General features: G+C 64.9%; 13 protein-coding genes and 1 tRNA gene. 4 read left to right on the top strand and 10 right to left on the bottom strand.

All coding sequences use genetic code 11. The annotated features are described in order from the left end of the window. Nucleotides 1-58 precede the first annotated feature (58 nt). From C0R46_RS02385 to C0R46_RS02375, 3 genes are all read left to right on the top strand, one after another. On the top strand, nt 59-1,375 hold the full coding sequence (locus C0R46_RS02385; RefSeq protein WP_102957973.1) for a DUF2793 domain-containing protein: 1,317 nt from the start codon (nt 59-61) through the stop codon (nt 1,373-1,375). 79 nt (nt 1,376-1,454) lie between these two features. Continuing rightward, nucleotides 1,455-2,354 carry a sugar kinase gene (locus tag C0R46_RS02380; RefSeq protein WP_102957972.1) on the top strand — a complete coding sequence of 300 codons (900 nt, stop codon included), beginning with the start codon at nt 1,455-1,457 and terminating at the stop codon, nt 2,352-2,354. Nucleotides 2,355-2,529: 175 nt separating this feature from the next. Further along, nucleotides 2,530-4,392 carry a bifunctional diguanylate cyclase/phosphodiesterase gene (locus tag C0R46_RS02375; protein ID WP_102957971.1) on the top strand — a complete coding sequence of 621 codons (1,863 nt, stop codon included), beginning with the start codon at nt 2,530-2,532 and terminating at the stop codon, nt 4,390-4,392. Nucleotides 4,393-4,593: 201 nt separating this feature from the next. Here C0R46_RS02375 and C0R46_RS02370 read toward each other — a convergent pair whose 3' ends face one another. From C0R46_RS02370 to C0R46_RS02325, 10 genes are all read right to left on the bottom strand, one after another. Then, complete coding sequence (locus C0R46_RS02370; RefSeq protein WP_157944525.1) at nt 4,594-5,193, bottom strand: LysM peptidoglycan-binding domain-containing protein; 600 nt, start codon at nt 5,191-5,193, stop codon at nt 4,594-4,596. Between the two features lie 145 nt (nt 5,194-5,338). Then, the gene (locus tag C0R46_RS02365) at nt 5,339-5,743 is read right to left on the bottom strand and encodes a hypothetical protein (protein WP_102957969.1); all 405 of its coding nucleotides are present in this window, start codon (nt 5,741-5,743) and stop codon (nt 5,339-5,341) included. A 148-nt stretch (nt 5,744-5,891) separates the two neighbouring features. Beyond that, a tRNA-Pro gene (locus C0R46_RS02360) sits at nt 5,892-5,968 on the bottom strand. 193 nt (nt 5,969-6,161) lie between these two features. Next, entirely contained in the window at nt 6,162-7,163 is a 1,002-nt protein-coding gene (locus tag C0R46_RS02355) for a hypothetical protein (RefSeq protein WP_102957968.1), read from the bottom strand. A 111-nt stretch (nt 7,164-7,274) separates the two neighbouring features. Next, nucleotides 7,275-7,856 (bottom strand): MerR family transcriptional regulator, encoded by a 582-nt coding sequence (locus tag C0R46_RS02350; protein ID WP_102957967.1) that lies wholly within the window; start codon nt 7,854-7,856, stop codon nt 7,275-7,277. 31 nt (nt 7,857-7,887) lie between these two features. Beyond that, nucleotides 7,888-8,241, bottom strand: a complete 354-nt coding sequence (locus C0R46_RS02345; protein ID WP_102957966.1) for an integration host factor subunit alpha — start codon at nt 8,239-8,241, stop codon at nt 7,888-7,890. Between the two features lie 106 nt (nt 8,242-8,347). Further along, nucleotides 8,348-9,328: a beta-ketoacyl-ACP synthase III gene (locus C0R46_RS02340; protein ID WP_102957965.1), complete on the bottom strand. Its 981-nt coding sequence runs from the start codon at nt 9,326-9,328 to the stop codon at nt 8,348-8,350. Further along, nucleotides 9,328-10,401, bottom strand: coding sequence for a phosphate acyltransferase PlsX (gene plsX, locus C0R46_RS02335; RefSeq protein WP_280952987.1), 1,074 nt, complete (start codon nt 10,399-10,401; stop codon nt 9,328-9,330). Before plsX ends, C0R46_RS02340 begins: the two co-directional genes overlap by 1 nt. Before the next feature lie 85 nt (nt 10,402-10,486). Continuing rightward, on the bottom strand, nt 10,487-11,059 hold the full coding sequence (locus C0R46_RS02330; protein WP_245413383.1) for a YceD family protein: 573 nt from the start codon (nt 11,057-11,059) through the stop codon (nt 10,487-10,489). 1 nt (nt 11,060) lies between these two features. Further along, complete coding sequence (locus C0R46_RS02325; RefSeq protein ID WP_102957962.1) at nt 11,061-11,573, bottom strand: ubiquinol-cytochrome C chaperone family protein; 513 nt, start codon at nt 11,571-11,573, stop codon at nt 11,061-11,063. Nucleotides 11,574-11,832: 259 nt separating this feature from the next. On the opposite strand from C0R46_RS02325, the gene C0R46_RS02320 reads away from it, so the two are divergent. Next, complete coding sequence (locus C0R46_RS02320; RefSeq protein ID WP_102958568.1) at nt 11,833-12,252, top strand: outer membrane protein assembly factor BamE; 420 nt, start codon at nt 11,833-11,835, stop codon at nt 12,250-12,252. Nucleotides 12,253-12,372 lie beyond the last annotated feature (120 nt).

Genomic DNA, 12,372 nt, shown 5'->3' with positions numbered 1-12,372 from the left:
CGGGTTATCCCCGGCATCTGAGGCAACGCTATCGTCACGGCGAGCAACGAGGCCCGCCATGGATACGACCCCGCATCTCGCCCTTCCCTACCTGTTCCCGGCGCAGGCGCAGAAGCACCTGACCGTCAACGAAGCGCTGCAGCGGCTGGACGCGGCCGTGCAGCTGTCCGTCGTCACGCGGTCGCTCGCTTCGCCCCCTGCCGAGCCGCCGGACGGAGGGCGCTACATCGTTGCCGCGGGCGCAACCGATGATTGGGCCGGCCAGGCGCAGCACATAGCGGCCTGGCAGGAAGGCGCCTGGACCTTTTTACGCCCGGCGCTCGGCTGGCGCAGCTTTGTCGCGGATGAAGGCGCTTTCCTGCGCTTCGATGGCGCCGAATGGGTGGCCGAGACGTCGCTGAACCCGGCGCCGCTCGTCGGCGTCAACACGCTCGCCGATGAGCACAATCGCCTCGCTGTAAAGAGCGAAGCCGTCCTTTTCGATCATCAGGGCGGCAGCCACCGCCTGAAGCTGAACAAGGCTGCCGCAGCCGACACCGCAAGCCTCCTCTTCCAGACCGGCTATGGCGGGCGCGCGGAGATCGGCACAGCGGCAAGCGACGACCTGCGCGTCAAGGTCAGTCCGGACGGTGCGGCGTGGAAGGATGCGCTGGTCGTCGACCGGCTCAGCGGCGCCGTCCGCCTGCCAGCTGGACTGCAACATGCGGCGACGGCCAAGCCGGTGGCGGGGCTGATCTTTACACCCGGTGGCGACGGCCAGATCTCGATCTACCGCAACGATGTCGCGCGTTCGCCATCGCCCCGCCAGGCGGTGCTCGCGAGCCGCGCCGGCGATCTCCTGACGATGACGACGAATGCCGCACCGCTGTTCTTCAGCACCATAATGCGCAACGTCTCGATGGTGCGCGTCTGGAACGTCTCGAAATCGCCCGAGCAACCCGCCTGGATCAAGTCCAACCCGGCCACCAACCAGCTTCAGGTGCACAACGCGGCGGACGTCGCCGGGTGGGCGGCCGGCGAGACCATCCAGATCGGGGATCCGGTCGCCTATGCGCCCGCGGGCGGGTTCGCTCTCGACATCTCGCCTATGCTGACGGCGCGACTCGGCACGGCATTCCGTCAGGCCGGTCTGGTCGTGAAGATCGGCTCCGCCGGGACGGCTCTTGTCAGCCTTTCGCTGTCGCCGACCGCCGAGGCAGGCTCCTTCGCCCTCACCAACAGCCTTGAAAGTGGCGCGTTGAACAATGGTATAGTGACGATGCCCTGCACGAACGCCTCGCCCGTCTCGGACTCCAACCTGATCTTTGTGCGGGAGGGCGGCCCCGCCGGCGCTCTGGGAACCACCCTCGTCTCGGTAATCGGTGTTCTCGCCTGAGCCACCGGTGCCTCCCCGTTGGCGAGGGTGCGGGCGGAAGCTATAGCTGCTGCGCTCCGACATCGGCAAAGGATCTGGCATGCCCGGCAAGCTCTTCCTCAGCATCGGCGAATGCATGGTCGAACTCTCGGCCGCGCCGGGCGGACTGCTGCGCAAGGGCTTTGCCGGCGACACGTTCAACACCGCCTGGCATGCGCGGCGTATCCTCGGCGAAGATTGGACCGTCGCCTACTTCACGGCGACCGGAGACGACGCACTGTCGGGGGAGATGCTGGACTTCTTCCAGGCGTCCGGGATCGACACGCGCTATATCAGGCGTCTCCCCGGCCGCACGCCCGGGCTTTACCTGATCACCCTGAAAGGGGCCGAGCGCAGCTTCACCTACTGGCGCGACAGCAGCGCCGCCCGCTCGCTTGCCGACGACGAGGAAGCGCTCGGTACGGCGATCGCCGCAGCGGACGTTCTTTATGTCTCAGGCATCAGCTTGGCGATCCTGCCGGCTGCCCATCGTGCGCGCCTCGTAAGCGCGCTCGCCGACGCGAAGAACAGGGGCGCCATAGTGGCGTTCGATCCCAATATCCGCCTTCGGCTGTGGCCGGACGCGGCCGTGATGAGGACGACGATCGAAGCGGCCGCAGGCGCAGCGACGATCTGCCTGCCGAGCTTCGACGACGAGACGGCCGCCTTCGGCGATGTCTCGCCGGAGGCCGCTGCCGAGCGATACAGGCGGTGGAGCGGCGGCATGGTGGTCATGAAGAACGGGGCGGCCGGAACCTTGATCCTCGATGACGGCTCATCACGTGTCATCCAGCCCGAGCTCGTCAGCGATGCCGTCGACACGACAGGGGCCGGCGACTCGTTCAACGCGGGCTTCCTTGCAGGGCTGCTTGAAGGCTGCCATCCGGACGATGCTGTCCGCCGTGGCAACAGGCTCGCTGGACAGGTGATCCGCCACCACGGCGCGCTCGTCGCCGTTTGAGATCCGCCAGATCCCTTCTGCGCTGCGATAGAGTCCTGATCTAAAAGGTTTTGGAAACCGAAGTGGCGGTTTGCACTGCCACCGACGTTCTCTGCGGCTAATCCACGTTACCCTTCAAAGGTCTAGTAACACCGCTTCCCCTACTCTCGGTTGACTGGAATCGTGAGTTGCCATCATGCCGAACCGGAACCCGACCAAGCTACAGCGCCTGCAGAGCGACGTACTCGAGGCGATCGCAACCGGCATGTCCCTGGCCGATACGGCCGAGCTTCTCTGCCGCCGCGCCGAACAGCTTGCGCCGGGTGTCACCTGCTCCATCCTGTCTGTCGACCGCTGTGACCGGCTGCGTCCGGTCGCGGCGCCCAGCCTGCCGGAGCACTATTCCACGGCTCTGGATGGCCTTCTCATCGGACCGGGCGTCGGCTCATGCGGCAGCGCTGCCTATTTCGGCCAATCGGTCGAGGTCACCGATATTGCTAATGATCCACGCTGGGCGCCGTTTGCCGGCCTCGCTGTGACTCTCGGCCTTGCGGCCTGCTGGTCGACGCCGGTGAAGGATGGGGACGGGAAGGTCATCGGGACCTTCGCCTTCTACTACAAGGAGCCGCGTGGCCCCGGCGCTATCGAGCGGGCCATCGTCAAGACCTGCACCAACCTCTGCGCCATCGCGATGGTCGCCGAGCAGACGCGCCGGCGCAACGATGAACTGGCCCAGTTCGACCAGCTGACGCAACTGCCGAATCGCCGCCGCTTCGATGAGACCATGGCGGAGCGCCTCGCCGAGCCTGACCCGCGCTTTGGTCTGCTTCTGGTCGATATCGACTACCTGAAGGCGGTCAACGACACGATGGGGCACGCCGTCGGAGACCGGCTGATCCAGGAGGTCGCCGCTCGGCTGCGCCACTCGGGCTTCGCCGCCATGGCCTTCCGGATCGGGGGCGACGAGTTCGCGTTGATCACCGATTGCAACTGTGACCACGATGAGCTGAGGGCGCTCGCCGGACGGCTGGTCGATCTCATCGCCTTTCCGTTCCAGCACGGCGACATGGTGGCGGTGCCTCAGGTGACGATCGGCGGTGCGGTCTGCGGTATCGACGGCATCGACGCCGACAGCCTCCAACAGAATGCCGACTTCGCCCTCTATCACGGCAAGGAGATCAATCGCGGCTCGTATGTACCCTTCGACCAGAGCCTGCGGACGACGATCACGCAGCGCATCAGTTCGATTCGCGAGGTCAGCCAGGCACTGTCGGATAACCGCATCATCGCGCACTACCAGCCGCTGGTGAGGCTCGACACGGCCGAGATCATCGGGCTCGAGGCGCTGGCGCGCATGCGGCGTCCGGACGGGACGATTGTGTCGGCCGGCGCCTTTCAGGCCGCCATCTCAGATCCCAATATCGCCTATCGACTGACCTGCAGCATGTTGAGGCAGGTTGCGGCCGATCTGAAGATGTGGCTCGGCATGGGCATTCCTTTCCAGCATGTCGGGATCAACCTCTCATTCGCGGACTTCGCGCAGAGGGACCTGGAACAACGTCTGGAAGAGACCTTCGGAGCGGCCGGCGTGCCACTGCACCACATCGTGCTCGAAGTCACGGAAACGGTGATGATGGACGGGGTCGATGCCGGCATTGCCGACGTGCTGCGGCGCCTGCGCGCGAAGGGCGTGAAGGTGGCGCTCGACGACTTCGGCACGGGGTATGCGTCGCTGACGCACCTTCTCAGCTACCCCGTCGACATCATCAAGATCGACAAGTCCTTCGTCGACCGTCTCCTGACGGACCGCTACAGCAACGCCATCGTCGAGGCGCTGATCGACATTGCCCGCAAGCTCGACATGCGCATCGTCGCGGAGGGCATCGAGACGCTCGAACAGGCCGACCGGCTGCGCGAACTCGACTGCGTGCTTGGCCAAGGCTACCACTTCGCCCGCTCGGCCGACATGCCGATGACGACGGTGATGCTGCAATCCTTTTCTCAACGCATGCCGGATGAGGGGATTATCACGAAGCAGCTTGCGTCGCGGTCACGCTGATACCTGATTGCCGCTGCGTTTCCGTTGCTTCCGACAAAGCTCGCATGGAGAGCGGACGCGGGGCCAGCCGGTCTCTTCCGGGTGTCGCAAGCCGCTCGGCTGCCCGAATCTTTGACAGCGCGCCGCTCAGAATGAGCGGCCTGCGTTCAGCGCCGCATCGCTGACGTCATTACGATCAGCAGCGCGAACGCAGCCGCGCCACTATGGGGCGACGCTGACCGGTTGAGAGCGTCCAATGACGCTGCCGTCGGTGTCTGTAATGACGAAGACTGCCTTGTCCTGCGTCCGTAGCCAGTCCGGAAGCTCGACATCCGCCCGCACTTCGCCGTCCCCCGTCGTCTCGACCCGTTTGATGATCTCGAAGGCTGAGCCAGGCGTGCCGGCGCCGATCGCAACGGCGCGGCTCGACGGCAAGCCACTGGCGGATACCGTCACCGCCGACTGGGATGCATCGCTCAGCGGCACTACGGACACGGTCTTGGGCGGTTCACGGTCGCTGAGACCGATGCGATTGCCGAAACTCTCGAGATGACGCTTAACGTCGGGGTTGTCGTTGAGCGCTTCCTGAACCTGGGTGTTGATGCCCTGAGCGATGCCACTGAGGACGTTGCCGGTCTTCTCCGCGGCGCCGGCGACACTCTCGCCAAGCCTGTCGAGAGTCTCGCCATCAGCGCGCAATCGAAGTTGCTGACCTGCCTGCAGGTCGGCGGAGCCTTCGATCGCCGGGTTCGCCCGCAGGATCGCAGCCTCGGACAGGTTGCAGCGCGCGGCGATCGTGCTCAGCGTGTCGCCTCGCTTCACCGGTACCGCCTCACCGCACGACGATGTCGCCTCCTGTGCGCGAAGGCTCCCCGAGGAGACGGCGCAGAGTACAAGTGCGAGTGCGAGCGATCTCATGGCAACAATCCTCCTCATTCTGGACGAGCCAGAAGGGAAAGGCCCTTTTTCAGCGTCGGGTTCCCAGCACCGCAACTGCGACCTTGCAACCACGCCCGTTCGCCTGCAACGCGAAGCCGAGGTCGCTGACCTCCGGGGCCAACAGTTGCTGCCGATAATTCGGATCGTCGAGCCACTGCATGCGCAGGGTGCGAGAGTCTGCCTCCCTTGCCTGCATACCGTAGCCCTCGCAGACGGCCGAGATCACCTGCGACGATCGCCATCTGCCGCGCTGATCGGCTGGACGCGCATTGAAGAGGTCGACCTCCTTCGATGCGAAGTCTTCGGTATCGGGCTCGCGCACCAGGGCTTCTGCGAGCGTGGACAGCGCCTCGGACGCCTCGACTTCAGGAAGGTTTTTGCCCTCAGGGCGCGGCTTAGGAGTTGCGGCAGGCTCGCCAGCGTCGCCGGGCACGAGCGAACCGGATCGAACGCCGGCCTCTCCTCAAGACGTTCGAAGACAATGGTACGGCGGGATCAGCAACAACCTCTGCGTCAAGCGATCGTACCTGAGACACAGGTACGTTCCGCTACCCATGTCTCTACATCAGACAGCTTGAAGATGGTCGGAGCGAGAGGATTCGAACCTCCGACCCCCTGAACCCCATTCAGGTGCGCTACCAGGCTGCGCTACGCTCCGACGAGCGAAACTCCTAGAGAAGACGGGCTTTTGGCGCAAGAGCGTTGTGCGGGCGGAAGCAAGCGAACTGGAACAAACGGCGCCCCGTGGCAATGGGCGGAACCAAAGTGCCATGGAACATCCCCTCGGGTCTCTGCGTGGTGTTCTCAGCTTCGACAAGGGCCGACGATCTGCCGGCCGAACAGCGCCCTCGTCAGTTGCCGGCTGCTTTCTCCATCCCAGCCCGGTGGGCTGCAGCCACGAGCTTCTCGATGACCTGCAAGGCCTCTTCCCTGCTGAGTTGATATTGGCCCGTTGAGAGCTGCTCGAACCGGGCGGTGTAGGCGTCGCTGGTCCACCAGCGCGGGTCGTCCTCCATTCGGCTTCGTTGCTCGTCATCCAGCAGGCCCAGCATGAGACGGTTATCGTCTCGAGCCGAAGCGATGATGAGATCCGCGAAGTTGCGATCGATCACCCAGGGCGCGCGTCCAGTTCCTCCAAGCAAAGGACGGAGAACGTCGTCCAATGCCGAATTCCTCGGCGTGCGGATGCCCGGTAAGGAGGTGTAGAGCTTGATAATGAGGGGATCCAAGCTGGTATTTTTCTGATGATCCGCCGGCGCGTCGGGCGAGCCCCCAATTTGCGCGATGAAGTCCTGTACGACGTCGGAGGAGTGAAGGCGGATACGGAACTCGTTGACCGCCGCTGATCCTGTCCAAGCCGACAGATGTCTGCACCAGTTGCCGGCGCTGCGGTCGAACCAGTCGTAAAACTGCTGAAGGGTCGCGAATCTGTCGTCCCACGCCCACCATTGCCACCAGCCGGCATTCAGGTAGTCGATCTGCGGACGAATATAGGCGACGACGTCGACCTTCTCGCCGAGACGCACCAATGCATCGGGAACCCAGCTGTTCTTCCGGCCCCAGTCCTCCTGTGAGAAAATCAACCGCTGACCTGCCGCTCGATGCATCTCAATAGCTCGAGAAAGGCCTGCCAAGTCGTATGGCTGTGTCATGGTCGACGACACATAGCCATTCATCGAGCGGGCAGCGCGCTGCCTCAATGCGGATCCCGTCACGATCGAGCCGTCACTCATGAGAGCCGCGTAGACGTAGTTCGTTCCAGCAACGGGGCCTTCTGCGTTCCACGAGAGGTAGTGCTGGATTGCAGACGAACCCGTCTTGCCGACGCCAACATGAAGCAAGACATCTGCCATCGCCGGTCGCCAGCCTCCTGGAGCACTTCCGGCACCGACAATACATCATCTGCGCGACGGTCCCATCGTCGCGCAAATGTCAGGGTCCAATCAGGATGGAAAGGTTGTTCCTCAGCGCACCTGATCGAGCAGACGCTTGCACTCGAGAAGGTCGAGGATCACCGACTGCAGCTTCTCGACGCTCTCGCCCGGCAGAGTCGACGCTCCGGCCGCATTGCCGGCGGCCCGCGGCTCGCGCCGGAACACCGAGGCAAAGCCCTTCGACTTCTGCGTCGCGGCCGCCTCGATGGCGATCAGGTCGATGTCGTCCACATGCGGCTCCTGAGGCGCGATCTCGACGTCGGCCTCGGTCTCGGATTGAAGCTCGTCGTCAGCTGCCGCCCGGCGCGCCGCCGGCATGGAATCCAGTACCGACAGGTCGCCGGATCCGATCGCCATGACAAAGCGGTTGCCGCTTTCCTTCAGGATGCGCTGGACACCCTTGATCGTGTAGCCCTTGACGTAGAGGAGGTAGCGGACGCCCTTCAGAAGCTCGACGTCGTCCGGCCGGTAGAAGCGACGGCCGCCGCCGCGTTTCATCGGCTTGATCTGCGGGAACCGGGTCTCCCAGAACCGCAGCACGTGCTGCGGCAGGTCGAGATCCTCGGCTACCTCGCTGATCGTGCGAAATGCGTCGATACTCTTCTCGCTCATCGATGATCCGGCAAAGGCGCGCCAGGCGCGCCTATTCTGCCGCGCTCAGCTGTTGGGTGGTGCCCGCCCCATGGCCGCCTTCCCGCTGAAGGTGGGCTTCGAGGATGCGGTCCTTCATCACGTTCGACGGCTTGAACACGGCAACGCGGCGCGGCAGGATCGGCACTTCCTGCCCCGTCTTCGGATTGCGGCCAACACGCTCGTTCTTGCTGCGGACGAGGAAGGAGCCGAAGGACGAAATCTTCACCGACTCGCCGCGCGCGATGGTGGAGCAGATCTCCTCCAGAACCATTTCAACCAGCCCAGCAGATTCCGTGCGGGACAGACCGATGCGCCGGAACACGGCCTCGGCGAGATCCGCTCGCGTGAGGGTCTTCTCTCCCATTGATCGTCCCCTTCGTGCAGGCGCGCGCGCAGTCCCCACAAGTCACGCAGGCCGCTAGTCGCGTAAAGGTTACCGAAACCGCCAGCGAAATCAAGACCGCAGCTGCTTACCAGCGCAGTACCACCGCGCCCCAGGTGAAGCCGCCGCCCATCGCTTCGAGGAGCACGAGCTGCTCTTGCTGGATGCGCCCGTCGCGCACGGCCCGGTCGATCGCCAGCGGTATAGAGGCCGCCGACGTATTGCCGTGATCCTCGACAGTGATCACAACTTTCTCGGGAGGAATGCCGAGCTTCTTGGCCGAGGCATCGATGATGCGGCGATTGGCTTGATGCGGCACGAACCAGTCGATGTCGTCCGGTCCGATATCCAGCGCCGTGAAGGAGGCCTCGATCACGTCGGTGATCATGCCGACGGCATGTTTGAAGACCTCCCGGCCCTCCATGCGCAGCTTGCCGACCGTTCCCGTGGTCGACGGGCCGCCGTCGACATACAGCTTGTCGCCATGGATGCCGTCGGCGCGCAGCTGTGACGTCAGGACACCGCGGTCGGCATTGCTCCCCTCGCCCGGCATCGCCTCCAGCACCACCGCACCGGCGCCGTCGCCGAAGAGGACGCAGGTGCCGCGGTCGGTCCAGTCGACAATGCGCGAGAAGGTCTCGGCGCCGATCACCAGCGCCCGCGTCGCCATGCCGGCCTTCAGGTAGAGGTCGGCCGTCGACAGTGCATAGACGAAGCCCGAGCAGACGGCCTGAAGATCAAAGGCGAAGCCGCGCCGGATGCCGAGCCGGTCCTGCACCTGAACCGAGGAAGCCGGAAAGGTGTTGTTGGGCGTTGCCGTCGCCAGGATGACGAGGTCGATATCGGCCGGCTCGAAGCCGGCCATCTCCAGCGCCCGGCGAGCCGCCACTTCGGCCAGCGATACCGTGGTTTCCTCGGGCGCCGCGATGTGGCGGCGCGCGATGCCAGTCCGCTGGCGGATCCACTCGTCAGACGTTTCGACGACGCCTTCGAAGTCCTGATTGGACATCACGCGCGCCGGCAGGGCCGAGCCGGTGCCGCGAACGACGGAACGGAGTGTCTGAGACATTACGAGCTGCTTTCGGGCAGTGCCCCGGCGGCATCGCCGGACATGCGCAGGTGAAAAGTCTGCAGGTCCTTCTCGACCTTGGTGAAGAGGCGGTTGGCCGCCATCGAATAAGCGAGGTCGATCGCGGCGGCGGTCCCTTCCGCATCGGTGCCGCCATGGCTCTTGATGACGATGCCGTTGAGGCCGAGGAAGACCCCGCCATTGACCTTGCGGGGATCCATCTTGTCGCGCAGCCGGTCGAAGGCGCCCTTCGCAAGGATGTAGCCGAGGCGCGCCAGCCAGGTGCGCGACATGGCGGCGCGAAGATAGGCGGCGATCTGCTTTGCGGTCCCCTCGGCGGTCTTGAGCGCGATGTTGCCGGTGAAGCCTTCGGTCACCACGACGTCCACGGTGCCTTTGCCAAGGTCGTCGCCCTCGACGAAGCCACGATAGTCGATGCCGGGAATGTCGGACTCCTTCAGGAGCCGGCCCGCCTCGCGAATCTCGTCCTGTCCCTTCACCTCCTCGACGCCGATGTTGAGGAGCCCGACGGTCGGGCGGTCGAGACCGAAGAGGGCCCGCGCCATCGCGCCGCCCATCATGGAAAAATCGATCAGCTGCTGGGCGTCGGCGCCGATCGTCGCGCCGACATCCAGAACGACGCTTTCGCCCTTGAGGGTAGGCCAGATCGCGGCGATCGCGGGACGTTCGATATTGGCCATGGTGCGCAGGCAGAACTTCGCCATCGCCATCAGCGCGCCGGTGTTGCCGGCCGACACGGCGACGTCCGCCTCGCCGGTCTTCACGGCCTCGATCGTGCGCCACATCGAGGAGCGGTAACGCCCCTGGCGCAGCGCCTGCGACGGCTTGTCGTCCATCCGCACGGAGACGTCGCAATGGTAGAAGGTGGATGCAGCCTTCAGGCGCGGCAGCCCATCCAGCACCGGCATCACCTCGCGCTCCTCCCCATAGAGGACGAAGCGCATGTCCGGATGACGTTCGAGCGACAGATCGGCGCCCGGCAGAATCACGGCCGGACCATGATCGCCGCCCATGGCGTCGAGCGATATCGTAATGCCGGTCGGTCGTTCCAAAGCGCGGCTCACTGTTGACCGGCAGAGCGCCGGAAGCGGCGCGACCATAGCCATTTGCCGGCCGCTGACAACTGCGGGAGCTCCATCACGAGTGGTCGTCCGGCTTTTCCTTCCGCAGTGCGCCTAAGGCAGCGAAAGGTGAGACCGTCGCCTCCGGGGCGGGGTCGGTGTCGACCTCGGCGTAGCCCACCCCCGCCGCGCGAGGATAGGGATCGAGGCCGAGCGCTACGATCTCGGCAAGCGCCGAGCCCAGATCGATGCGGTCGCCGCTGAAGACATCCGGAATGTCGGCGCCTTCTGGATCGATGAAGAGCTCGTTCTCCTGCGGCGGAACGATTCGGGCGAGCTTCGAGCGCTCCGGCACGAAGACGAGCTCGACCGGCTCCTCCACCCGCTGGCGGACCGGCTCCAGCGTGACGACGCAGCTCTGCACCACATCGGCCGTCAGGCTGCCGGTGACCTTCACGCCATCGCCGCGCCACGGCGCGACGCGCAAGGTGGCCTTCAGCCTTTCAACGGCCGGAATGTTGAGCTGCTCCGCCAGAGCCTTGCGCTCCCGCTCATCCGCCTTGAAGGCGATCGGCATTCCGTCGCGCGGCAACTTGATGGCTGATATCATCAGGTTGATGGCGGCAGCAGATTGCGGGTTCGGTGTCATGTCAGGCCTCGTGCCGCAGGCGCCCGGCGAGCAGATCCTGCGTGGACAGATGGGCGAGATCGGCTCTCTGCGCCTCCATGTAGTTTGCCAGACGCTCCGCTGCATCCCCGCCCTCGACGATCCGGCCATCAAGTGCCGAGGCGAGCGACTCGATTCCGCCGGCGGCGAGCGCGGCATCATAGGCGGCGACACGCTCGTAGAAGTGCCCAGCGAGCTTACGCATGCGCTTGGGGACTGACTGGTCGCCGATGCCGAGCTCGCGAATCGACGCGTCGAGATCCACCATGAAGCGGTCGACGAGATCCTGGGCGAGCGGCGCCAGCGCCGGCTCACGGCGGCACCGCTCCAGCACCAGGAAGACGTGCAGTGCCAGTGCTTCGAACCGCCCCATCACCGTATCGGGCACGGCGAGGTCGATGAAGAGCTTCGGCGCGCGGGCGCGTTCCAGCACCGCCTCGTAAAGCCCGTCGACGACGGCACGGTTGCGCCGGCGCGCCCGAAAGCCTTCGAACATGGATGAACCTTCGCAGACCGCAGTCTCGCTGCCGGGCCGGACTTGCACAGGATCGGCTTGATTGCAACGATCCCGAAGGTGCTTTACGAAGCGCTTCCGTCCATATGGCTTGGGGCTGGGGCTCTCCAGCCTCCTCGTCGCCGCAATTCAGCTGCAGATCGCAACTAACCGGGCCGTACGCGGCCTATGGGAGACATCGACAGTGATCCGCAATGTCCGGGCTCTCCGCCCCGCTCTGCTCATCGCCAGCCTCGCAGGCATGGCGGCCCTCACCGGCTGCAACACAAGCGAGGTGCTCAACCAGGGCTATGTCATCGACGAGCAGACGCTGGAGCTGGTGCCCGTCGGATCGAGCCGCGAGCAGGTGCTGCTGGCGCTCGGGTCACCATCCACCAAGGCGACCTTCGACAACGAGGTGTTCTACTACATCTCGCAGAAGCGCGTGCGCCGGGTCGCCTTCATGAACCCGACGCTGGTCGATCAGAAGGTTCTGGCCGTCTATTTCAACAAGGAAGGGACGGTCGAGCGGCTCGCCAACTACGGCCTGCAGAACGGCGTCGTCTTCGACTTCATCTCGCGTACCACGCCGACCGGCGGTCAGGACGCCAACTTCATCGGCCAGATCTTCTCGTCCAATGCCCCGCCGGCCATCGGCGGCAGCAAGGTCCCGGGACGGTAACTCACCCGATCGTGCCCGGGCCGGCAATGCCGGCCTGGATGCCCTAAGCTGGCAGCCGTGCCGTGCAAAGCCGGCACTCAGACCTCACAAGAAAAGCCCCGCGGCGCGAACCGCGGGGCT

The organism is Mangrovicella endophytica, assembly GCF_002893625.1.
In the GTDB taxonomy this organism is placed as follows: domain Bacteria; phylum Pseudomonadota; class Alphaproteobacteria; order Rhizobiales; family Rhizobiaceae; genus Mangrovicella; species Mangrovicella endophytica.
This window is presented reverse-complemented; position numbering and strand designations above follow the sequence as displayed.